The following is a 22,761-nucleotide window of genomic DNA, read 5'->3' on the forward strand; positions in this document are numbered from 1 at the left end:
GGTCCAGGAGGAAGCCGATGCAGTGGTGGGACAGCTATCGAGCCGTCTACGGCACGGAGCTCCGCGCGGAGGCCATGGTCCTGGCTGACCACGGGTGGGCGGTCGTCCCGGGCACCTTCCCGCAGGGCGAGTCGTGGAGCGGGTGCCCGGACGCGTCGCAGGAGGGGCCGTGCCCCGTCCTCGACGACTGGGCCCGCCGCGCCTCCACCGACTGCGACCAGATCGCGGAGTGGTGGACCGGCCTGCCCTACTCGATCCTCCTGCCGACCGGGCTGACGTTCGACGTGCTCGAGGTGCCCGCCACCGTCGGTCGCCGCGCCGCTGCAGTGCTCCGCGCGGTCGGGGTGCCGGTGCCGATCGCCGCCACGCCGACCGGTGAGTGGCTGTTCCCGGTGGACGCGGGCGAGCCGCTGCGCCCGGACCTCGCCGAGCGCGCCGGGATCGTCCTGCACGGGCGCGGCAGTTGGTTCGCCGCGCCGCCCTCGACCTACCCGCAGGGTTCGGTCCACTGGCGGGTCCGCCCGTCGGCGTGCGGCTGGAACCTGCCCGACCCGTACCGGGTGCAGGACGCGCTGGCCGAGGCCGTCGCCCAGCGCCCGGCCATCGCCGGCGGTGGGTCGACCTACCGCCTCGCGACCGTCGCCACCGGGGTCCGCTCCTAGCGCCCCACGCGACACCCCCACAACTCCAGAGAAACGGTTCCCCTCGGGGCGACGCCGGACCAGCGAGGCCACGCCGGCCGCGCGTTCGCCGCCCCACCCGGACACCACCTACGCCGACGCGCCGGTGCACCCGTCGCGACCGGCCGCCGGTCCGGGACAGGGAGGACCTCGCGGCGGTGGGCAGCGCAGCACTGCGCGCCCACCGCCGCCCCGAACGGCGCCGCAGGCCGGGTCGACGACCTCCCCGGCCTGCGGCGTCCCAGACCTCGCCGCGGGTCGGGGACGGATCGGAGAACCCCCGACCCGCGGCGTAGCCCAACCCCTTGCCGGCCCTGCCGACCCCGCCGAGCGCTCTCGCTCGCCCCGGGTCGGGAGCGAGGGTCACCTCGGCTGCGTCCGACGCAGCGAACGACGCCCTCGCTGCGCCACCTCGGCCCGCACCCGTCAGCAGCGAGGGTCACCTCGGCTGCGTCCGACGCAGCGAACGACGCCCTCGCTGCGCCACCTCGCCCGCACCCCGCACCCCGCCAGCACCGAGCGACGATCGGCGCGACTCACCCCTCCGCCAGCCGCCCCAGCACCGCGTCGAGGACGAGGATCGCGCCGGCCTTGTCGAGCGGGTCGTTGCCGTTGCCGCACTTGGGCGACTGCACGCACGACGGGCACCCCGACGGGCACTCGCAGTCCGAGATCGCGTCCCGGGTGGCCGCGAGCCACTCGCGCAGGGCCTCGTGCGCCCGGTCGGCGAACCCCGCGCCACCGGGGTGCCCGTCGTGCACGAAGACCGTCGGGCGACCGGTGTCCGGGTGCAGCGCGGTGGAGACGCCGCCGATGTCCCACCGGTCGCAGGTCGCGACGAGCGGCAGCAGCCCGATCGCCGCGTGCTCGGCGGCGTGCAGCGCGCCCGGCCAGCGGGACGGCGCCAGCCCCGCGGCCAGCAGCGCCCCCTCCGAGAGCGTGTACCAGACCGCCCGGGTCGACAGCGACCGCGCGGGCATGTCCAGCGGGTTCGAGTCCAGCACCCGCCCCGAGGGGAGCTTCCGCAGGTAGCCGACCACCTGCTCGGTGACCTCGACGCTCCCGAGGCACACCTGCAGGTCGCCGTGGGTCGCGCACCGCTCGGTCTCGAGGACGGCGATGTCGATCACCGTGCGCGCCTGGGTGGTCCACTCCGGGTCCTCGGCGTGCAGGTGGGCGATGCCGTCGTCGAGGTCGAGGGTGTCGACGACGTAGCTCTCGCCCTGGTGCAGGTGCACGGCGCCGGGGTGCACGGTCGCGGGTGCGGTGCCGGGGTCGACGGTGCCGAGCATCCGGCCGGTGTCCGCCTCGACGAGCACGACCTGCTCGCCGCCCGACCCCCGGATGTCGACGCCGGCGTGCGGGCGGTCGGTGGGGTGCGACCAGAACCACCCGCCCCGCCGGCGCCGCAGCAGGCCCTCGGCGACGAGGTCGTCGACCACCGCGAGGGCCGCGGCCCCGCCGAGCGCCGCCACGTCGTGGCGGGTCAGCGGGATCTCCGACGCCGCGCAGGCGAGGTGCGGCGCGAGCACGTAGGGGTTGGTCGGGTCGAGGACGCAGCGCTCCAACGGCGCGCCGAGCATCGCCTGCGGGTGGTGCACGAGGTAGGTGTCCAGCGGGTCGTCGCGGGCGACGAGCACCACCAGCGCGTCGTCCCCCGAGCGCCCCGCCCGCCCGGCCTGCTGCCAGAACGACGCCCGCGTCCCCGGGAACCCGGCCACGACCACGGCGTCGAGGCCCGCGATGTCGACGCCGAGCTCGAGGGCGTTCGTCGTCGCCACCCCGCGCAGCGATCCCGACAGCAGCGCCTGCTCCAGCGCCCGCCGCTCCTCGGGCAGGTAGCCCGCGCGGTAGGCGGCGACCTGCTCGCCCAGCGCCGGGTCGACCTCGGCGAGCACGCGCCGCGCCCCGAGCGCCGTCAGCTCCGCCCCGCGCCGCGACCGGACGAAGGCGAGCGTGCGGGCGCCCTCCACCACCAGGTCGGCCAGCATCCGCGACGTCTCCGCGCCCGCCGAGCGCCGCACCGGCGCCCCGTTCTCGCCCGTGATCTCCTCGAGCAGTGGCGGTTCCCACAGCGCCACCGCTCGGGCCCCGCGCGGCGACGCGTCCTCCGTCACGGGCACGACGGAAAGCCCCGTCAGCACCGACGCCGAGACCGCGGGCTCGGACACCGTCGCCGAGGCCAGCACGAACGTCGGGTGGGCGCCGTAGCGCGCGCAGACCCGCCGCAGCCGCCGCAGCAGCAGCGCCACGTGCGAGCCGAACAGGCCGCGGTAGGTGTGGCACTCGTCGATGACGACGTAGCGCAGCCGGCGCAGGAACGTCGTCCAGCGCCCGTGCCGCGGCAGGATCCCGCGGTGGAGCATGTCGGGGTTCGAGAACACCCAGGTGGCGTGCTGGCGCACCCAGTCGCGCTCCGGGATCGGGGTGTCCCCGTCGTACGCCGCCGCCCGCACGCCCTCGATGCCGAGGTCGAGCACCGTGCGCAGCTGGTCGGCGCCCAGCGCCTTGGTCGGCGAGAGGTAGAGGGCGGTCGCGCGCGGGTCGGTGTGCAGGCGCGTGAGCACCGGTAGCTGGTAGGCCAGCGACTTCCCCGACGCCGTGCCGGTCGAGACGACGACGTGCTGGCCGGCCCAGGCTTGCTCGGCCGCGGCGACCTGGTGGCTCCACGGCCGCTCCACGCCCCGGGCGAGGAACGGCGCGCGGACGGTCTCGGGCACCCAGCCGGGCCAGCCGGTCGTCGTCCCGTCGCGGGCGGGCACGAGCTCGGCGTGGGTCAGCGGGCTCTCGCCCTCGGGGGTGCCGGCGAGCACCCGGCGCAGGAGCTGGGCGCCGCGGCTGCCGCCCCGCAGCACGTCCTGCGCCCGTCCGTCGTCCACCGACACCGACCCTGACACAGCCCCTTCCCTCCTGCTCTCGTTCGAGAAAGAAGCACACCTCACAGCGCCCGGGGGAACTGCCGTGCGCCCCGGTGACGCCCACCTCCTACACTGCGGCACCTGTCCACCACCCGTCGTGTCGGGTCGTGGCCAAGATCATCACGCGCCGAGGTCGCCGCACAGGCCGGGCCGGGCGCGTCGAAGTGCCAACCGGGAGGCTGGATGCAAGCGTCCGTCCTCGCCGCGGGGATCTCGTTCTCCAGCGGCGACAACATCGTGGTCGTCGTGGTGGCGGTGGTGGCCGTCATCGCGCTGATCGTCGGCTTCGTCCTGCGGCAGCAGGTCCTCGCGGCCGACGAGGGCACGCAGGGCATGCGTGACATCGGCCGCGCCGTGCAGGAGGGCGCGAGCGCCTTCCTCACCCGTCAGTTCAAGACGCTCGCGCCGTTCATCGTCGTGGTCTTCCTGGTGCTGTTCGCGCTGCCCGCCGGCAGCACGGGCGAGCTGATCGGGCGCTCGATCGCCTTCGTCGTCGGGGCCCTGTTCTCGATGGCCATCGGCGCGCTGGGCATGAACCTCGCGACCAAGGCCAACATCCGCGTCGCCGCGGCGGCCAACGAGCCGGGCGGCCGGGACAAGGGCGCCAAGATCGCGTTCCGCACCGGCGGCGTGGTCGGCATGGCCACCGTCGGCCTGGGCCTGCTCGGGGCCGCGATCGTCGTGCTGATCTACGTCGAGGAGGCCCCGCGCGTCCTCGAGGGCTTCGGTCTCGGTGCGGCCCTGCTCGCCATGTTCATGCGTGTCGGCGGCGGCATCTTCACGAAGGCCGCCGACGTCGGCGCCGACCTCGTCGGCAAGGTCGAGCAGAACATCCCCGAGGACGACCCCCGCAACGCCGCGACGATCGCCGACAACGTGGGCGACAACGTCGGTGACTGCGCCGGCATGGCCGCGGACCTGTTCGAGTCCTACGCCGTCACGCTGGTCGCCGCGCTGATCCTCGGCTCGGTCGCCTTCGGCACGCTCGGCCTGACGTACCCGCTGATCATCCCGGCGATCGGCGTCGTCACCGCGATCATCGGTGTGTTCATCACCCGCACCCGTGAGGGCGAGAACGCCCTGCGCGCGATCAACCGCAGCTTCTACATCTCCGCGGTCATCTCGATCCTGGCCTGCTCGTTCGCGGCGTTCACCTACCTGCCGTCGAGCTTCGCCGAGCTGCCCGGCGTCGACGCCGCCCGCATCGGCGACCTCGCCGCGGCCGGCAACCCGCAGTTCATCGCGTTCGCCGCCGTCGCGATCGGCATCGTGCTCGCGATCGTCATCCTGTCGCTGACCGGCTACTACACCGGCACCGAGACCCAGCCGGTCAAGGACGTCGGCACGAGCTCGCTCACCGGTGCCGCCACGGTCATCCTCGCGGGCATCTCGGTCGGCTTCGAGTCGGCCGTGTACACCGCCCTCGTCATCGGTGCCGCGGTGTACGGCGCGTTCCTGCTCTCGGGCTCGGTGTTCGTCGCGCTGTTCGCGGTGGCCCTCGCGGGCACCGGCCTGCTGACCACGGTCGGCGTCATCGTCGCGATGGACACGTTCGGCCCGGTGTCGGACAACGCCCAGGGCATCGCCGAGATGTCCGGGGACGTCGAGGGCGCCGGTGCGGACATCCTCACCGAGCTCGACGCGGTCGGGAACACGACGAAGGCGATCACCAAGGGCATCGCCATCGCCACCGCGGTGCTCGCCGCGACGGCGCTGTTCGGGTCGTACAACGACGCGATCACCACGGCCTACCGCGAGGCGGGCCAGACGCTCGGCGACCTCTACAACGTGACCGCCCCGAACCTGCTGGTCGGCGTCATCATCGGCGCGGCCGTCGTGTTCATGTTCTCGGGCCTCGCGGTCAACGCCGTGTCCCGTGCCGCGGGCGCGGTGGTGTTCGAGGTGCGCCGCCAGTTCAAGTCGATCCCCGGGATCATGCAGTACCGGGGCGGCGCGGGTGAGGGTCGTCCGGAGTACGGCAAGGTCGTCGACCTCTGCACCCGGGACGCGCTGCGCGAGCTGGCCACCCCCGGCCTGCTGGCGATCCTCGCCCCGATCGCCGTCGGCTTCGGCCTGGGTGTCGGCCCGCTCGCCGGCTACCTCGGCGGCGCCATCGCGGCCGGCACGCTGATGGCCGTGTTTCTGGCCAACTCCGGCGGTGCCTGGGACAACGCCAAGAAGCTGGTCGAGGACGGCAACCACGGCGGCAAGGGCTCCGACGCCCACGAGGCGACGATCATCGGTGACACCGTCGGTGACCCGTTCAAGGACACCGCCGGCCCGTCGATCAACCCGCTGATCAAGGTCATGAACCTGGTCTCGGTGCTCATCGCCCCGGCCGTCGTGACCCTGTCGGTCGGCGTGGACGCCAACCCGGCCGTCCGCATCACGATCGCCGTCGTCGCCCTGATCGGCATCGCGGTGGCCATCTTCGTGTCGAAGCGCCGCTCGACGGCGATCGCCGACTCCAACCAGGACGCGGCGGCTCCCGCCCAGGCCTGAGGCGCACGGCAACACTGAGCGAAGGGCTCCTTCGGTCGATCTCCTCGACCGGAGGGGCCCTTCGCTCATCTGTCGGACCAGCGGCTCACCACGGCACCGTCCCGAAGCGGTCCAGGAAGCGTCCCGAGGGGCCGGTGGTGTCCAGGGCCGCCGCGACGATGGCGTCGGTGCCCTCCTCGACGGTCTGGGTGCCCTGGTGGTCGTTGAGGTCGGTGGCGGTGAAGCCCGGGTTGACGACGGTGACGAGCACGTCGGGCACCGTCTTCGCGTACATCACCGACAGCATGTTCAGGGCCGCCTTGGCCGACGGGTAGGCGAGGTGCGGGTGGTTGTCCCAGCGCCAGTCGCTCATCTCGGCCAGCGAGCCGAGGCTCGACGACACCATGACCAGCCGCGGCACCGCGCTGCGCCGCAGCAGCGGCAGGAACGGGCGGGTGACGCGCACGGGCCCGAAGACGTTCGTCTCGTAGGCGGCGCGCAGGTCCTCGACGGACGCCACGGCGGGCTCGCTCATCACACCGACGATCGCGGCGTTGTTGACCAGCACGTCCAGGGTGTCGGTGTGTGCCGAGACCTCCTTCACGGTGGCCTCGACGGAGGCGTCGTCGGTGACGTCGAGGGGGATCGGGCGGATGTCGCCGTCGGCGGCGGTCAGCGTCGCGGCCAGGCGGGCGGGCTCGCGGCACCCGGCGAGGACGGTCCAGCCCTGGGCCGCGAGGCGACGGGCGGCGACGACGCCGAGGCCGCGGGACGCCCCGGTGATCAGTGCGGTGCTCATGGGACCCACGCTGCGGCGCCGTCCGGTGATCGACCAGGGAGCGCGGACCCGGGGACCCGCGATACCAGGCTGCGCCCGCCGCGCCGGGGCATGCTGAGGTCATGACCCGCGGCGACACCACCGACCTCGCGGCGGCGCTGCGCCAGTGGCGCGAGCGCCTGACCCCCGGCGACGTCGGCCTCCCGGCCGGTCCCCGGCGCCGCACGCCGGGCCTGCGCCGCGAGGAGGTGGCCCAGCTCGCCGGCGTGTCCGTCGACTACGTCGTGCGCCTCGAGCAGGCCCGCGGCCCGCACCCGTCGGCGTCGGTGCTGGGGGCGCTCGCGCGGGCGCTGCGGCTCTCCACGCCCGAGACCAGGCACCTGTTCGACCTCGCCGGGGTGCAGCCGCCGGGCAGCGGGCACGTCGTCGACGTCGTGCGGCCCAGCGTGCTGCGCCTGCTCGACCGCATGCACGACCTGCCGGCGATGCTGATCGACGCCCGCGCCACGCTGCTGGCGTGGAACCCGCTGATGGAGGCGCTGCTCGGTGACCTCTCGGCGCTGCCGCGCCACCGTCGCAACCTGCACTGGCTGCGCTTCGGTCCCCGCGGGCGCGAGGGTCACGCGCTCGTCGTCGACGAGGACGGCAGGCGGGAGCGTCTCGACCGCTACTCGGTCGCCAACGCCCGCGAGGCGATGGCCCGCTACCCCGACGACACCGTGCTGCGCGCCCTCGTCGACGAGCTCATCGCGACGAGCGCGGTGTTCGCCGAGCTCTGGGAGCAGCGCCCGGTCGAGGACCGCCGGGTCGACCGCAAGAGCTTCGAGGTCCCGGGCGTGGGCCGGCTGACGCTGGACTGCGACGGCCTCGACGTCCCGGGCGACGACCAGCGCCTCGTCGTCTACTCCGCCGCGCCCGGCACCCGCGACGCCGAGCTGCTCGACCTCGTGCGCGTGGTCGGCCTGCAGACCGTGTAGTTCCCACCTCCGTTCGAACGCGTGTTCTACGCTGCGCGGCCGTGGGGCAGCTGTCGTTCTGGTCGGCGGACGCCCACCCGCGCGCCCTGCGCGACCTCGAGGGCCTCCTCTGCGGCCCCGGACGCGCCGAGCTCTTCGGTCGCGGCTCGGCGGCACGGCTGACGATCGTGCTGGGCCCGCCGCCGGAGCCGGAGGAAGACGCCACCGACGAGGACGACGACCCCGAGGACGACGAGCCCGACCAGGCCGACGAGCCCGACCCCGGTGCGAGCGTGGCGTCCCCGCTGGCGTCCAACGCCAGGATCGCCACATGCTCGATGTCGCGACACGCCGTGGAGCCCCCGGCCCGCGACGACGACCAGGGAACGGCGTTCGATCCCGACGAGCTGGCCTTCCTGGACCTCGATCCCGACGAGATCGCTGCGCGGCTCGGGGTGCGCTCGGAGGGCCTGCCACCGCCTGAGTCTTCGAGCGACCCTCGAGCTGGGGGATTTTCTGACGATGGACGCCAGCGTGGACGCCAGGCTGGCTCACCCGCGAGCCACGATCCCCCCGCCGACCCCGACCCCGACCCCGACCCCGACCCCGACCCCGTGACGCGGTGGCGTGCCCGGGCGGTGTGCTGCGCCCTGCGGAGCCGGGGCGTCCCGGCGGAGATCGGGCGCGCCGGGGACGGGCGCCCGGAGGTCCGCACGGCCTTCCGCGCGGACCTCGTCGACCTCGCGCGGGCCTGGACGCGGGGCGGGGGAATGAAGAGCGTCCCGCCCGGGTTCGAGTTGGACGGACCACGCCTGCGGCTGTGGGTGCTGGCCGCCGGCACGCTGGACGGGCGCGCCTACACGCTCGGTCTGGATCCCGACGCCCCGCTCGCCGGTGACGAGCTGCTCACCGCGAGTCATCGCGCCGGGCTCGGTGCGACCCTGGCCGGTGCGGCCGGCGCACCGGTGCTGCGTATCGTCGGGCGGCGACGGCACGGTCGTCTCGGCGAGCTGGTGGGTCGCCCACCCCTCGATCTCGCCGACGGTGTCTGGCCGGTGTGAGCCCGGCGACACCGGCTCCGGGACCACCCGGACGGCCCCCTCACCAGCATCGATCGGTCCAGTCCGCGGGGCGATCGGCGGCAGCGCGAGCGCCTGTCACCACCTCGCTGCCGGGGCGAGACGACCGGTCGCGCCTGGCGTGGGTGACACCGTGAGGCACACTGGCGGCGAGTGGCGATCCGCCACCGGTACGACGAGACGAGGCATGCCCGTGGCATCGACGAAGGGCTCGACGACGGCACGCAGCGCGACGACCGACGCCCCGACCCCGACCGAGAGCGGGTCGGCGGCGCGATCGAGCACGCGCGCGACGTCCGGCGCGAAGTCCTCGGGGGGCGGCGGGAAGACCGGTCGCGGCGGCGCGACGCCCGCCGGCGACGGCGGCCGGCGCCTGGTGATCGTCGAGTCGCCGGCCAAGGCCCGCAAGATCGCGGACTACCTCGGCTCGCGCTACATCGTCGAGTCCAGCCGTGGCCACATCCGCGACCTGCCGCGCGGCGCCGCCGACGTCCCCGCCAAGTACAAGGGCCAGTCCTGGGCGCGCCTGGGCGTCGACGTCGACAACGACTTCGAGCCCCTCTACATCGTGACGCCGGACAAGAAGTCGACGGTCACCGAGCTCAAGGACGCCCTCAAGGAGGTCGACGAGCTCTACCTCGCGACGGACGGCGACCGCGAGGGCGAGGCCATCGCCTGGCACCTCCTGGAGACGCTCAAGCCCAAGGTGCCGGTCCGGCGCATGGTGTTCCACGAGATCACCGAGTCGGCCATCCAGGCGGCGGCGGCCAACCCCCGCGACCTCGACCAGGATCTCGTCGACGCGCAGGAGACCCGGCGCATCCTCGACCGCCTCTACGGCTACGAAGTCAGCCCCGTGCTGTGGAAGAAGGTCATGCCGAAGCTCTCGGCGGGCCGGGTGCAGTCGGTGGCCACGCGCGTCATCGTCGAGCGCGAGCGCGAGCGGATGGCGTTCGTCACCGCCGACTACTGGGGCATCGACGCCGTCCTGCGCACCGACCAGCCGCAGGACACCGGCAACACCCCCACCTTCAAGGCGTCGCTGGTCAAGATCGGGGAGTCCCGCGTGGCCACCGGCCGCGACTTCGACGCCCGCGGTCAGCTGAAGAACACCGACGTCACCGCGCTCGACGAGGCGGAGGCCCGCCGGCTGGTCGAGGCCCTGGCGTCGAGCGAGTACACGGTCGACTCCGTCGAGGAGAAGCCGTACACGCGCAAGCCCTACGCGCCGTTCATGACCTCCACGCTGCAGCAGGAGGGCGGCCGCAAGCTGCGGTTCTCGTCCGAGCGGACGATGCGGACCGCGCAGCGGCTGTACGAGAACGGCTACATCACCTACATGCGCACGGACTCCACGACGCTGTCGGAGACCGCGATCAACGCCGCGCGCACCCAGGCCCGCGACCTCTACGGCGACGAGAACGTCGCGGAGAAGCCGCGCCAGTACACGCGCAAGGTGAAGAACGCCCAGGAGGCCCACGAGGCGATCCGCCCGGCGGGCGAGACCTTCCGGACCCCCGGCCAGGTCGCGAACGAGCTGGGCGGCGACGAGTTCCGTCTCTACGAGCTCATCTGGCAGCGGACCATCGCCAGCCAGATGCGTGACGCCCGCGGCACGACGATGACCGTGCGGGTGTCGGCCCCGGCCGCCACCGGCGAGGTCTGCACCTTCTCGGCCTCCGGCCGGACGATCACGTTCCCCGGCTTCCTGCGGGCCTACGTCGAGACCGTCGACGAGCTCGAGGGCGGGCAGGCCGACGACGCCGAGTCCCGCCTGCCGCGTCTCGCGGAGGGCGAGTCGCTGAGCGCGGACAGCCTCGACCCGTCGGGCCACACGACGAGCCCGCCCGCCCGCTACACCGAGGCGAGCCTGGTGAAGACGCTGGAGGAGCGCGGCATCGGCCGGCCGTCCACCTACGCGTCGATCATCAACACGATCCAGGAGCGCGGCTACGTCTGGAAGAAGGGGCAGGCCCTCGTCCCCAGCTGGATCGCCTTCGCCGTGATCGGGCTGATGGAGCAGCACTTCGGGCGCCTCGTCGACTACGACTTCACCGCTGCGCTCGAGGACGAGCTCGACGCCATCGCCGCGGGCAACGCCCAGCGCGAGACCTGGCTGTCGCACTTCTACTTCGGCGCGAACGGCAACGGCAACGGCAACGGCAACGGTGCGGCCGCCGGGAACGCCGACGGCGTCGAGGCGTCGATGTCGAACCTGGGCGGGCTGAAGAAGCTCGTGGGCGACAAGCTCGAGGGCATCGACGCCCGCGAGGTCAACTCGCTGCGGATGTTCGCCGACGAGCAGGGCCGGGACGTCGTCGTGCGCGTCGGGCGCTACGGGCCCTACCTCGAGCGCGTCGTCACGGAGGACGGCGAGGAGAAGTCGCAGCGGGCGAACCTGCCCGACGACCTCCCGCCCGACGAGCTCGACCTCGCGCTGGCCGAGGAGCTCTTCGCGACCCCGCAGGAGGGCCGCTCGCTGGGCACCGACCCCGAGAGCGGGCACGAGATCCTCGCCAAGGAGGGCCGCTTCGGGCCCTACGTCACCGAGGTCCTGCCCGAGGGCGCGAAGGAGAAGCCCCGCACGGGGTCGCTGTTCAAGTCGATGACGCTCTCGGAGATCACGCTCGACGACGCGCTGAAGCTGCTCAGCCTGCCGCGCGTGGTCGGCACGGACCCCGAGTCGGGCGTCGAGATCACCGCCCAGAACGGCCGGTACGGGCCCTACATCAAGAAGGACAAGGACTCCCGGTCGCTCGACAGCGAGGACAAGCTCTTCACGGTCACCCTCGAGGAGGCCCAGAAGATCTTCGCCCAGCCCAAGCAGCGCGGGCGGGCCGCGGCCAAGCCGCCGCTCAAGGAGCTGGGCACCGACCCGGCGTCGGGCAACCCCATGGTCGTCAAGGACGGGCGCTTCGGGCCCTACGTCACCGACGGCGCGGGCGTGAACGCCTCGCTGCGCAAGGGCGACGCGGTCGAGAGCCTCACCGACGAGCGGGCCGCCGAGCTGCTGGCCGAGAAGCGGGCCAAGGACGGCACCAAGCCGACGAAGGCCGGCGCCAAGAAGGCACCGGCGAAGAAGGCCCCGGCCGGGTCGGCGGGCAGCAAGTCGACCGGCACGAAGAAGACGACGGCCAAGTCGGGCTCGGGGTCGAAGTCGGGCTCGGGCTCGAAGCGCGGCACGCCGACGACCTGACACCGGCGGCGGGACCGTGTCCCGAGGACACGGCCCCGCGCCGACGGTCGCTCAGCCCACCGGCACCGACACGACGATCTTCGCCATCGACCGGCCGGCGTCGCCGGCGAGCTCGTGGGCGCGGGCGCGCACCTGGTCGGCGAGCGGGCGCAGCTCGGCCATCGCCGGCACGACCTCGGCGAGCGTCAGCTCGGCCTCCACGAGCGTGACCTCGCCGCCCCAGACGTCGCGCAGGATGCGCACGAGCCAGCCGGTGGCGTGATCCCAGCCCTCGCGGGGCGTCCCCTCGCCGTAGCCGCCGCCGCGGACGACGACGAGCGTGACCGGCTTGCCGGCCAGCGGCGAGGTGCCCGGCGCGAAGCGGGGGTCGGTGATGAGCAGGTCGATCCACGTCTTGACGTGCTGGGACACGCCGAAGTTGTAGAGCGGGGTGGCGATTACGAGCGCGTCCGCGCCGTCGACCTCGTCGGCCAGGCGGCGCGCCAGGTCGACGGCGGCGCGCTGCTCGTCGGTGCGCTGGTCCTCCGGCGTGGAGCCGGCGAGCGCGGCGGCGGCCCAGGCGTCGGCGGGCACCGGGTCGGTGCGCAGGTCGCGGCGCACGACGCCGTCGTCCGGGTGGTGCTCGAGGTAGGCCCGCTCGAGGGTGTCGGCGACCTCGCGGCTCACCGAGCCCTCGGTGCGGATGCTGCTGTCGAGGCGGAACAGGGTCACGGCGAACCTCCGGGAGGGAGCGGTACAGGCTGTCGAGCAGATGTTCTGTTGCACAGAACATCTTGTCAACAGATGTGTTCCCGAGCCGCTAGTCTGTGTCCATGACCACGCCGCGCGTCGAGGCCGACCTGGGCTGGGCGCTGGGCCGGGTCACGCGGGCACACATGCGCACCGCGCAGGACGTCGTGTCGGACCTGCCGGGCGGCCCGCGCGGCTACCACGTCCTCGCCGGCATCGAGCAGGGTCCGCCGCGCACGCAGCTGGCGCTCGCGCGCAGCCTGGGCGTCGACCGGACGGTGATGACCTACCTGCTCGACGAGCTCGAGGGTGCCGGCCTCGTCACCCGCCGGCCCGACCCGGCGGACCGCCGCGCGCGCCAGGTCCTGCTCACCGACGTCGGGCGCGAGCGGCTCTGCGCGCTCGAACGGCGGCTGCGCGAGGCCGAGGACGAGCTGCTCGCCCCGCTCGAGCCCGCCGAGCGCGACCAGCTCCGCACGCTCCTGCAACGGCTCGCCACCGGTGGCGACGGGGCGAGCGCCTGCCAGGTCGCCGCCGAGATCCAGGAGATGCAGGCCGACGGCACCTGTTGAGGGCAATGAGGGCCGCGACGACGCGCCGATATCCTGGGAGGCCTGTCGGGCCGACGCGAGGAGTGATCCGGGATCGACGAGCAGGCTGCCGGTGGTGATGCCGGTGCCGCGGCCCCGTCCGCGACGCACCGGATCCGCAGCGTGCTCGCGATCCGCCCGTTCCGCCGACTCTGGGCCGTCACCGCGGTCGCGAGTTTCGGCGACTGGCTCTCCCTGCTCGCCCTCACCGCGCTCGCCACGCAGCTGACCAGCGGCTACCAGGCCCAGAGCTTCGCACTCGGCGGCGTCGTCGCCACCAAGCTCCTGCCCGCGCTGTTCATGGCGCCGCTGGGCGGGGTGCTGGCCGACAAGTTCGACCGGCGCACGGTCATGGTCACCTGCGACGTCCTCAAGGCGGCGCTGTTCCTGTCGATCCCGCTGGTCGGGTCGCTGTGGTGGCTGTTCGCGGCGACGTTCCTCATCGAGCTCTGCGCGCTGGTCTGGATCCCGGCCAAGGACTCCTCGGTCCCGAACCTGCTCCGGCGCACCGACCAGGTCGAGACGGCCAACCAGCTCTCGCTGGTCATGACCTACGGCGTCGCCGTCATCAGCGCCGCCGGCGTGTTCGCGCTGATCTCCAAGGCGGGCAACATCGCGGGCTGGCACCCGAGCCCGACGACCACGGTCTACCTCGCCCTCGTCGTCAACGGGCTCGCCGCGCTGCTCACCGCGGCCACCGTCGCCTTCCGCATCCCCGAGATCTCCGGGCGCAGCGCCGAGCGCCGCGAGGCCGCGCCGGGGCTGCTCGCGATGCTGCGCGACGGTGCCCAGTTCGTCACGACGACGCCGCTGATCCGCGGCCTGGTCGTCGGCATCGTCGGGGCGTTCGCCGCGGGTGGCGCGGTCATCGCCAGCGCCCGGCTCTACGCCGCGAGCCTCGGCGGCGGCGACGCGGCGTACTCGGTGCTGTTCATCGCGCTGTTCACCGGGCTCGCGCTCGGCATGGTGCTCGTGCCGCGGTTCTCGCGACGGATGCCGCACCACCGCCTGTTCGGCGTGGCCATCGTCGGCGCCGGCACCTCACTGCTCGCCGTCGCGGTCGCCTGGCACCTCTACCTCGCGCTGATCACCGTCGTGTTCGTCGGCTTCTTCGCCGGCACTGCGCTGCTCACGGGGCTGACGATCATCGGCGCGCAGGTCGAGGACGCCGTGCGCGGGCGCGTCGTCGCGTTCGTGCAGTCGATCGTGCGGGTGGACCTGCTGGCGTCGATGTCGGTGGTCCCGCTGCTGGTCGGGCTCGTGCAGTCGCGGACGCTCACGCTCTTCGGGCAGACCGCGCAGGTCGACGGCACGCGGTTCGTGCTGCTCGGCGCCGGGATCGTCGCCGCCGGCGTCGGGGTGCTCGCGTACCACCAGATGGACGACCGCCGCGACCGCACGATCCTCGCCGACGTCAAGCGCGCCCTGCGCCGCAGCCGCCACGGCGAGCCCGGGCTCCTCGTGGCGGTGGAGGGCGCCTCCCGGCACGACACGGCCGAGCAGAGCGAGCGGCTCGTGCGCTGGCTCGCCGAGCAGGGCACGGACGTGGTGCTCGCCGGGCGCAGCGCCGCCGACGCGGCCCGGGCCGCGGCTGCGGTGTCCGCGAGCGGGCTCGACGGCCAGCGCGCCCGGGCCCTCGTCGCCGCCGCGGTGCGCGCCGACGTGCTCGCCCACGAGGTGCTGCCCGCGCTGCGCGCCGGGCGGGTCGTCGTCATCGAGGGCTGCCTCGACTCGCCGCTCGCGCGGGTCGGCGACGAGCTCGACGCCGCCGACCTGCAACGCCTCGGCGCCTGGGCCACCGGGTCGCTGCGCCCCGACGTCACGGTCCTGCTCGACCGCGACCCGAGCCACGACCCCGCGCCGGTCACCGGCGGCATCGTCGACGCCTGGCAGGTGCAGCGCACGCTCACCGAGATGGCCGCTGCCGACCCCGGCCGCTACGTGCGCGTGGACGCCGACGGCGACCCCGCCGACGTCGCGGCCCGCGTGCGCGAGCTGCTCGCGCCATTGGTGGCGCGCGTGCTCCCGGCGTCCGAGGAAGCGCGCACCGGTTAGCGCCGGGCCGGCAGCGCGAGCCCGGAGACGGCCTCGGCCAGCGCGTCGGGCCGGTCGAGCATCGCGTAGGTCCGCGCGCCCTGCAGGACCCGCACCTCCGCGCGGGGGATCGCCTCGGCGAGCCGGTGGGCGTCGTTGAGAGGGAAGAAGGCGTCGTCGGCCGACCAGGCGACCAGCGTCGGCACCTCGATCTCTCCGAGCCGCGCGGCGACGTCGAGCGAGGTGCGGCGGTCCAACGAGGCGGTCAGGCGCCGCAGGTCCTCGGCCACGCCCGGGTCGTCGAGCACCGGTCGGACCCACTCGCGCGCGAGGTGCTCGACGTCGGCGTGCGCCAGGCCGCCGTAGGCGAGGCGCCGGACGACCTTGAGCGCGAGGGGCCGGACGGCGGCGCGCCAGGCGGCCCGGCTGCGCGCGGCCAGGATGTACGGCCGCACGATCGGCGGCGGGAAGTGCTCGAAGGCGTCGCAGCTGGTCAGCACCAGGGCGCCGAGGCGCTCGCCGTGACCGACGGCGACGAGCTGGGCGACGAGCCCGCCGGTGTCGTTGCCGACCAGCACGACGTCGCGCAGGTCGAGGGCGTCGAGATAGGCCCCGACGGTGGCCGCGATGCCGGGCAGCGTCGGGTCGGCGCCGGGGCGCAGCGGGGTGCGGTGGGCGCCGAAGGGCCAGGTCGGTGCGTGGCAGCGCAGGCCCCGCGCCGCGAGCCGCTGCGCGAGCGGGCGCCACAACGCCCCGCCCATCGCGTAGCCGTGGACGAAGACGACCGGGCGTCCGGTGTCGGGGCCGGTCACCTCGTCGTGGATCGTCACGTGGTCGAGCTCGATGGCGGGCATGGTGTCCTCCCGAGGTCGCTATCCTTACCAACAGGATGTACGTAACTTATCGGCAGGATGTATGGAAGTGAAGAGGCGCACGCAGGAGGAGCGGTCCACGACGACCCGCGAGGCCCTGAAGGCCGCCGCGCGGCGCCTGTGGGCCGAGCGCGGGTACGCCGAGGTCGGCACGCCCGAGATCGCGCGCGAGGCCGGCGTGACCCGCGGCGCGATGTACCACCAGTTCGCGGACAAGACCGCGCTCTTCGTCGCGGTGCTCGAGGACGTCGAGGAGCGGATCCTGGCCGAGCTGGGCGAGGCGGTCGGCGCGGCCGGTGCCACCACGCCCGCCGCGGCCCTGCGGGCGGCCCTCGACGCGTGGCTGACGGTCAGCGCCGACCCCGAGGTGCGCCGGCTCGTCCTGCTCGACGGCCCCAGCGTGCTCGGGTGGCCGCGGTTCCGCGAGCTGGCCCTGCGCTACAGCCTCGGCATGACCGAGCAGCTCCTGCGCGCCGCCGTCGAGGCGGGCGAGCTCGCGGAGCAGCCGCTGCGGCCCCTCGCGCACGTCCTCGTCGGGGCGCTGGACGAGGGCGCGATGCTCGTCGCCGAGGCGGACGACCGGGAGGCGGCCCGGCGCGAGGTCCGCGAGGTCCTGCTGCGCCTGCTCGACGGGATCCTCCGCGAGGGCCCGGAGCGCCCGGCGCCGTGACCCGCCGTCGGACGGCTGGGGCATCATCGACGGCGTGAGCGTGTGGTCGCAGGTCGTCGGTCAGCCCGCCGCGGTGGCCGAGCTGCAGGCCGCGGCGGAGCGGGCCGCGCGGGTGCGGTTCTCCGACGAGCTCGACGACGGTGCCCCCGGCGGCGCCGGCATGACGCACTCGTGGTTGTTCACCGGCCCGCCCGGCTCCGGGCGCTCGGTGGCGGCGCGCGCCTTCGCGGCGGCGCTGCAGTGCCCCGACCAGGGCTGCGGGTCGTGCCCGGCGTGCCACACCGTCATGGCCGGCACCCACGCCGACGTGCGCGAGATCGTCCCCGAGGGCCTGTCGATCAGCGTCAAGGAGGTGCGCACGACCATCGACGTCGCCGCGCGCCGGCCCACCACCGCGCGCTGGCAGATCGTCATCGTCGAGGACGCCGACCGGCTCACCGAGCAGGCGTCGAACGCGCTGCTCAAGTCGGTCGAGGAGCCCGCGGAGCGCACGGTCTTCCTGCTCTGCTGCCCGTCGGAGCACCCCGACGACATCTCGGTCACCATCCGCTCCCGCTGCCGAGCGGTACGGCTGCGCACGCCGGCCCCGGAGGCGATCGCCGCGGTGCTCGTCGAGCGCGACGGCATCCCGGAGGCCGACGCGACGTGGGCGGCGTCGGTGTGCGGCGGGCACATCGGGCGCGCGCGGCGCCTGGCGCGCGTGCCCGAGGCGCGCGAGGAGCGCGACGCGGTGCTCGCCCTGCCGCGGGCCCTGCGCTCGGCCGCCGACGCCTTCGCCGCCTCGGACGCGATGGTCGGCGCCGCGGAGGCGGAGGCGGCCGCGCTCGCGGCGTCCCGCGACGAGGTCGAGCGCGAGGAGCTCGCGGTGTCCCTCGGCGCGGGCGGCACGGGGAAGGGCACCGCCCAGGCCCAGCGGTCGGCGCGGGCGGCGGAGAAGGACCTCGAGAAGCGCCAGCGCTCGCGCCTGACCCGCACGAAGCGCGACGCCCTCGACCGCGCGCTCGTCGACCTCGCCGGCTACTACCGCGACGTCCTCGCCCGTGGCCTCGGCGCGTCCGTCACCTCGACCCACCCCGACCGCGCCACCGAGATCGGCCACGCCGCCCGCGACAGCACGCCCGAGGCGTCCCTCCGCCGCCTCGAGGCGATCCTGGCGTGCCGCGACGCCCTCGCCGCGAACGTCAAGCCCGAGATCGCGATCGACGCCCTGGTGACGGCGCTGCGGACGGGCTGAGCGGCCGAGCGTGGGTCTGTCGACCTGTGCACGAGATCGCGTCGAGACCGACGGCCCCGGGCCTGTCGCTCTCGACGCGATCACGTGCGTATGTGGCCGACCTACTCGATGAACAGCAGCGCGAGCGGGTCGGCCGTCAGCCGGACCTCGTCGCCCCCTGGCTGACGAGGTCGGACAGGGTGGTGCGCCGGCCGTCGACCTCGACGGGGTCGTCGTCCTCGCCCTGGTCGGCGAGCCAGGCGTCGAAGGTCCGCTCGCTGTCGGAGGCGAGGAAGTCGGTGGCGCGGCGGAAGAGCTCGGTCAGCACGAGCGCGCCCTCGGGCCGACATCGGCCGGGGTGCGCAGGGTGAACCCACCCGAGCGGTCGGCGGCCCACACCGGCCCCCCGGACCCAGGTGTAGGCCGAGGGGGCGGACATGGCAGCAGCCTGCCCGTCGCGGGTGTCCGTGGCGTGGACGGCCGACGTCAGGGCGTTCCCCGGCTCCGCTGCCGCGCGCGGTAGGCCGCCACGTTGGCGCGGTTCCCGCACAGGTCGGGCATGCAGTACCGGCGCCGCCCCGGGCGGCTGGTGTCGATGAAGACCCCCGAGCAGGTGTCCGACGCGCAGTCCCGGAACCGCTCGGGCCCCAGCGCGCGCAGCGCCCCGAGCACCCCGACGCCCGCGAGCAGCGCGAGCCGGCCGGCCAGGGCGGCGTCGGGTCGCGGCTGCGCGCACCACTGCTGACGCCCGCGCTCGTCGGCCTCGAGGCCCACCGTCCCGATGCCCCGGGCGACGAGCGCCGCGGCGCCGGCGGCGATCGCGTCGGCGTCCCGCTCGTCGAGCACCGACCGCAGGCGGGCACGGACGTCGTGCACCGCGGCCAGGTCGTCGGCGCCGACGCGGAGAGCCACCCCGTGCTCCGCCAGGAACGCCGCCAGCGCCGCGGTGTCGGGCAGCTGGTCCTCGCCGTGCCAGACGCCCGGCGCGGTGTTCACGAGCTCCGTCGCCAGTCCGGCGGCCGCTACGTAATCGTCAAAGAGCGCTTGCAACCCTTACGCACCTCTCCTACGGTAAGGCTCTCAGGAGAACTATAGACCTGTCAGAGGAGGAGCCGTGCCGACCGATCTCACGACCTGGGCGCTGCGCGACCGCGTCGCCCTGCCGACCGGCACCATCGCCGTCGACGTCCTCGGCGCCGACCGTCCGGGGACCCCCGTCGTCCTGACCCACGGGACGCCGTCGTGGTCGTACCTGTGGCGCCACGTCGCCCCGGCCCTGGCCGTGGAGCGCCCGGTGTACCTGTGGGACCTGCCGACCTACGGCGACTCGACCGGCGCGCAGCCGTCGGTGCGCACCCACGCCCGGACCCTCGCCGCCCTCGTCGAGCACTGGGGACTCACCGCCCCGGCGCTCGTCGGCCACGACATCGGCGCCGCGACCGTCCTGCGCGCCCACCTCGTCGAGCGGACCCCCGCGAGCGCCCTCGTCCTCGCGGACGCGGCCGTGCTCTCGCCCTGGGTCACGGCGACCGCCGCGCACATGCAGGGGCACCTCGACGTCTACCGGACGATGCCGAACGCCGCGTTCACCGCGTTGATCACCGCGCACCTCCGCACCACCGTCACCGGCACCCTCCCCGACGACACCGAGCGCGCCTACCTCGACCGCTACGCCGGCGCCGAGGGCCAGCAGCGCTACCTCGACCAGGTCGCCGGGTTCAGCGAGGCCGACACCCGCGACGTCGTCGCCCGCCTCGGCGAGATCGCGGTGCCGACCGACATCGTCTGGGGCGCCGAGGACACCTGGCTCCCGCCGACGGCCGCGACGACCCTCCAGCAGGCGATCCCCGGCGCCCGCCGGCACACCGTCCCCGGCGCCGGGCACTTCCTCACCGAGGACGCCCCGGAGACCGTCCTCGACGTCCTCGCGGGGGTCCTGCGGTGAAGCGCCACGGCGAGGTACGGATCACAACCGCGGGCAGGAAACCCGCGAAGATCACAAGCGTCTTCCAATACGTCACACCCACGCGTCGTCGCCGACGGGCGACGACCGACCTGGAGCACTGCCCGATGAGCACGCCCACCCGCCCCGCTCCCACCGACGCCACCGCCCCCGCGACCCGCCCGGCCGACGAGCCCCGGGTGCTCGTCGTCGCCGCCCGCCCCGACGCCCGCGGTCTCGCCGCGGCGCAGGTCCGGGCCGACCGTCTGGGGGGCGTCGCCGCGCACTCCCAGGACGCCGACCTCGACCGCAAGCTCCGCAGCGCCTCCCGGGTCATCGTGCTCGACCCCGGTGCGGTGCGGGCCCGTCTGACCCGCGACCAGGCCTTCACCGCCCCGGCGGACCCGGCCGCGCGTCGCGACCTGCTCAGCCGCCTCGCGCCGTTCCAGGACCGCGTGCGCTGGGAGACCCGCCCGGCCGCCTGAGGCCGGTCTACAGCCGGCGGTTCGCGAGCACCGGCAGGGTCGCGCGGACGTCGGGGATCTGCTCGGGGTCGACGTCGACCACGAGCAGCCCCGGCTCCGCGCCGAGCTCGTCGAGCGTCACCCCGAAGGGCGAGGCCGCCAGGCTGTGCCCGACGCCGCGGGGCGCCGTCCCGGCGTCGATGCCGCGGCTCGCGGGGTCGGCCTGGTCGGCGGCGAGCACGAACGTCGTGGCGTCGATCGCCCGGGCCCGGACCAGCAGCTGCCACTGCTCGACCTTGCCCGGCCCGGCGCCCCAGCTCGCCGGCAGCAGCGTCACGGTGGCGCCCTGGTCGGCGAGCGCGCGGAAGAGCTCGGGGAAGCGGATGTCGTAGCAGGTCGCGAGCCCGAGCGTCGTGCCGTCGACGGTGACCGTGGTCGGCTTGGTGCCGGGCGCGACGGTGTCGGACTCGGCGAAGCCGAACGCGTCGTAGAGGTGGATCTTGTCGTAGGCCGTGTCGACGCCGCGGCCCGTGACGAGCAGCGTGTTGGTGACGCGGCCGTCGTCGGTCGGGGTGAACATCCCGGCGACGACGAGCACGCCGTGCTGCGCGGCGATCTCGCGCACCCGCGTCGCCCACGGCCCGTCCAGCGGCTCGGCCACGGGCTTGAGCGACACCCCGAACCGGCACATCGTCGCCTCGGGGAACACGACGACCGTCGCGCCCTGCTGCGCGGCGAGCGCGGTGTGGTCGGCGACGAGCTCGAGGTTCGCCGCCGGGTCGTCGGTGGCGAGGATCTGGGCCAGGGCGACGCGCATGACCCGTGTATACCGGGCTCGTGGACGCGACGGCCTACCTGGCGCGCATCGGCGCCGACGCCGACGACCCGCTCGAGGTGCTCATGGCACGCCACCTCGAGGCGGTGCCGTTCGAGAACCTGTCGATCCACGAGCGTGACCACGTGCCGCTGGAGGACCCCGCGCTGGTGGAGAAGGTCGTCGACCGGGGTCGCGGCGGGTTCTGCTACGAGCTCAACGGGGCCTTCGCCTGGCTGCTCGGGGAGCTCGGGTGGGACGTGACGCGCTGCTCGGCACGGGTGGCGACGCCCGACGGGTTCTCGTTCCCCGGGGACCACATGGGGCTGATCGTCGGCGGCGGCACCCTCGTCGACGTGGGCTTCGGACGCTTCGCCGTCGGGCCGCTCGACCTGCACTCCCGCGACGAGCAGCCCGACCGCGCCGGCGTGTTCACCGTCGCCGATGCCCCCGACGGCGAGCTCGACGTGTCCTGGGACGGCAAGCCGCAGTACCGCGTCGACCCGCGGGAGCGCTCGCTCGCCGACTTCGTGCCGATGGCCTGGTGGCACCGGACGTCGCCGACCTCCCCGTTCACGGCCTCGCTGCTGGCGTCCCGCCTGACCCCGACGGCGCGGGTGACCCTGTCGGGTGACCAGTTCATCGAGACCCCGGACGACGGCGAGCGCACCCAGCGCACGCTGTCGACCGACGAGCAGCTCGCGACCTACCGCGACGTCTTCGGCATCGCGCTGGGCGCCGTCCCCCCGGCGCTGCACCCGCGGGAGTCGTGACCGTGGCGGTGTTCCTGGCGTCGGCGACGGCGGCGACGTTCGTGTGGCTCGGGATGGTGCTGGCGATCTCGTTCCTCGAGGCGCCGCTGAAGTTCCGGGCGCCGGGTGTCACGACGGTCATCGGGCTCGGCATCGGCCGCCTCGTGTTCCGGGCCCTCAACGTCGCCGAGCTGGTGCTGGCGGTGGTGGTCGTCGTCGGCGTGGTCCTGGCCGGCCTGCCGCTCGGCCCGGCCGTGGCCGTCGGCGTGCTCGTGGTGGTGCTGGCGGTGCAGCTCGGGGTCGTGCGGCCCGGGCTCAACCGGCGGTCGGATCGCGTGCTCGCCGGCGAGGAGGTGCCGCGCTCCCGGGCGCACCTGGTCTACATCGGGCTCGAGGTGGCCAAGGTCGTGGCCCTCGTCGTGCTCGGTGCGCTGCTGCTGGGTGGGGCCTGACCCGCCTCGCGATCGCACGGGAGCCCTGCCCTACACTCGTGGGCACTGCCGCCTTAGCTCAGTCGGCCAGAGCAACGCACTCGTAATGCGTAGGTCTCGGGTTCGAATCCCGAAGGCGGCTCCACCCTGACCAGCGATTCC

20 protein-coding genes and 1 tRNA gene are annotated in these 22,761 nt (G+C 74.4%); 14 read left to right on the top strand and 7 right to left on the bottom strand.

Annotated elements, in window-relative coordinates:
• Positions 1-17 precede the first annotated feature (17 nt).
• Entirely contained in the window at positions 18-662 is a 645-nt protein-coding gene (locus tag PH190_RS17850; protein WP_274232876.1) for a bifunctional DNA primase/polymerase, read from the top strand.
• A 554-nt stretch (positions 663-1,216) separates the two neighbouring features.
• Here the strand turns inward: PH190_RS17850 and PH190_RS17855 are convergent.
• Positions 1,217-3,559 carry a DEAD/DEAH box helicase gene (locus PH190_RS17855; protein ID WP_274232877.1) on the bottom strand — a complete coding sequence of 781 codons (2,343 nt, stop codon included), beginning with the start codon at positions 3,557-3,559 and terminating at the stop codon, positions 1,217-1,219.
• Positions 3,560-3,781: 222 nt separating this feature from the next.
• Here PH190_RS17855 and PH190_RS17860 point away from each other — a divergent pair, with 222 nt between their 5' ends.
• The gene (locus PH190_RS17860; RefSeq protein WP_274232878.1) at positions 3,782-6,100 is read left to right on the top strand and encodes a sodium-translocating pyrophosphatase; all 2,319 of its coding nucleotides are present in this window, start codon (positions 3,782-3,784) and stop codon (positions 6,098-6,100) included.
• 85 nt (positions 6,101-6,185) lie between these two features.
• On the opposite strand, the gene PH190_RS17865 is transcribed toward PH190_RS17860, so the two are convergent.
• Positions 6,186-6,878 carry an SDR family NAD(P)-dependent oxidoreductase gene (locus PH190_RS17865; protein ID WP_274232879.1) on the bottom strand — a complete coding sequence of 231 codons (693 nt, stop codon included), beginning with the start codon at positions 6,876-6,878 and terminating at the stop codon, positions 6,186-6,188.
• Positions 6,879-6,979: 101 nt separating this feature from the next.
• On the opposite strand from PH190_RS17865, the gene PH190_RS17870 reads away from it, so the two are divergent.
• The 3 genes from PH190_RS17870 (at position 6,980) to topA (ending at position 12,088) form a co-directional block, all read left to right on the top strand.
• Complete coding sequence (locus tag PH190_RS17870; protein ID WP_274232880.1) at positions 6,980-7,834, top strand: helix-turn-helix transcriptional regulator; 855 nt, start codon at positions 6,980-6,982, stop codon at positions 7,832-7,834.
• A 41-nt stretch (positions 7,835-7,875) separates the two neighbouring features.
• Complete coding sequence (locus PH190_RS17875; RefSeq protein WP_274232881.1) at positions 7,876-8,874, top strand: hypothetical protein; 999 nt, start codon at positions 7,876-7,878, stop codon at positions 8,872-8,874.
• Between the two features lie 391 nt (positions 8,875-9,265).
• Positions 9,266-12,088: a type I DNA topoisomerase gene (topA, locus tag PH190_RS17880; protein WP_274233050.1), complete on the top strand. Its 2,823-nt coding sequence runs from the start codon at positions 9,266-9,268 to the stop codon at positions 12,086-12,088.
• A gap of 51 nt (positions 12,089-12,139) precedes the next feature.
• On the opposite strand, the gene PH190_RS17885 is transcribed toward topA, so the two are convergent.
• A complete protein-coding gene (locus PH190_RS17885; protein WP_274232882.1) occupies positions 12,140-12,799 on the bottom strand; it encodes an FMN-dependent NADH-azoreductase in 660 nt (219 codons plus the stop codon).
• 101 nt (positions 12,800-12,900) lie between these two features.
• On the opposite strand from PH190_RS17885, the gene PH190_RS17890 reads away from it, so the two are divergent.
• Both PH190_RS17890 and PH190_RS17895 read left to right on the top strand, forming a co-directional pair.
• On the top strand, positions 12,901-13,389 hold the full coding sequence (locus PH190_RS17890) for a MarR family winged helix-turn-helix transcriptional regulator (protein ID WP_274232883.1): 489 nt from the start codon (positions 12,901-12,903) through the stop codon (positions 13,387-13,389).
• A gap of 141 nt (positions 13,390-13,530) precedes the next feature.
• Positions 13,531-15,462 (top strand): bifunctional MFS transporter/dTMP kinase, encoded by a 1,932-nt coding sequence (locus PH190_RS17895; protein WP_274232884.1) that lies wholly within the window; start codon positions 13,531-13,533, stop codon positions 15,460-15,462.
• Here PH190_RS17895 and PH190_RS17900 read toward each other — a convergent pair.
• Entirely contained in the window at positions 15,459-16,295 is an 837-nt protein-coding gene (locus PH190_RS17900) for an alpha/beta fold hydrolase (protein ID WP_274232885.1), read from the bottom strand. The genes PH190_RS17895 and PH190_RS17900 overlap by 4 nt on opposite strands.
• Before the next feature lie 67 nt (positions 16,296-16,362).
• On the opposite strand from PH190_RS17900, the gene PH190_RS17905 reads away from it, so the two are divergent.
• Both PH190_RS17905 and PH190_RS17910 read left to right on the top strand, forming a co-directional pair.
• Complete coding sequence (locus tag PH190_RS17905; protein WP_274232886.1) at positions 16,363-16,983, top strand: TetR/AcrR family transcriptional regulator; 621 nt, start codon at positions 16,363-16,365, stop codon at positions 16,981-16,983.
• A 34-nt stretch (positions 16,984-17,017) separates the two neighbouring features.
• Positions 17,018-18,217 (top strand): DNA polymerase III subunit delta', encoded by a 1,200-nt coding sequence (locus PH190_RS17910; RefSeq protein WP_274232887.1) that lies wholly within the window; start codon positions 17,018-17,020, stop codon positions 18,215-18,217.
• A 136-nt stretch (positions 18,218-18,353) separates the two neighbouring features.
• Here PH190_RS17910 and PH190_RS17915 read toward each other — a convergent pair whose 3' ends face one another.
• Positions 18,354-18,524 carry a hypothetical protein gene (locus PH190_RS17915; protein WP_274232888.1) on the bottom strand — a complete coding sequence of 57 codons (171 nt, stop codon included), beginning with the start codon at positions 18,522-18,524 and terminating at the stop codon, positions 18,354-18,356.
• 158 nt (positions 18,525-18,682) lie between these two features.
• Positions 18,683-19,246, bottom strand: coding sequence for a CGNR zinc finger domain-containing protein (locus tag PH190_RS17920; RefSeq protein WP_274232889.1), 564 nt, complete (start codon positions 19,244-19,246; stop codon positions 18,683-18,685).
• Between the two features lie 64 nt (positions 19,247-19,310).
• On the opposite strand from PH190_RS17920, the gene PH190_RS17925 reads away from it, so the two are divergent.
• Both PH190_RS17925 and PH190_RS17930 read left to right on the top strand, forming a co-directional pair.
• Positions 19,311-20,141: an alpha/beta fold hydrolase gene (locus PH190_RS17925; RefSeq protein WP_274232890.1), complete on the top strand. Its 831-nt coding sequence runs from the start codon at positions 19,311-19,313 to the stop codon at positions 20,139-20,141.
• Between the two features lie 125 nt (positions 20,142-20,266).
• Complete coding sequence (locus PH190_RS17930; protein WP_274232891.1) at positions 20,267-20,623, top strand: hypothetical protein; 357 nt, start codon at positions 20,267-20,269, stop codon at positions 20,621-20,623.
• 7 nt (positions 20,624-20,630) lie between these two features.
• Here the strand turns inward: PH190_RS17930 and PH190_RS17935 are convergent, their stop codons facing one another.
• Entirely contained in the window at positions 20,631-21,419 is a 789-nt protein-coding gene (locus PH190_RS17935) for a carbon-nitrogen hydrolase family protein (RefSeq protein WP_274232892.1), read from the bottom strand.
• Positions 21,420-21,439: 20 nt separating this feature from the next.
• On the opposite strand from PH190_RS17935, the gene PH190_RS17940 reads away from it, so the two are divergent.
• The 3 genes from PH190_RS17940 (at position 21,440) to PH190_RS17950 (ending at position 22,744) form a co-directional block, all read left to right on the top strand.
• Positions 21,440-22,189 carry an arylamine N-acetyltransferase family protein gene (locus PH190_RS17940; protein ID WP_274232893.1) on the top strand — a complete coding sequence of 250 codons (750 nt, stop codon included), beginning with the start codon at positions 21,440-21,442 and terminating at the stop codon, positions 22,187-22,189.
• 53 nt (positions 22,190-22,242) lie between these two features.
• The gene (locus PH190_RS17945) at positions 22,243-22,620 is read left to right on the top strand and encodes a hypothetical protein (protein ID WP_420791674.1); all 378 of its coding nucleotides are present in this window, start codon (positions 22,243-22,245) and stop codon (positions 22,618-22,620) included.
• 47 nt (positions 22,621-22,667) lie between these two features.
• A tRNA-Thr gene (locus PH190_RS17950) sits at positions 22,668-22,744 on the top strand.
• Positions 22,745-22,761 lie beyond the last annotated feature (17 nt).

The organism is Actinomycetospora straminea (assembly GCF_028737255.1).
Lineage (GTDB): Bacteria > Actinomycetota > Actinomycetes > Mycobacteriales > Pseudonocardiaceae > Actinomycetospora > Actinomycetospora straminea.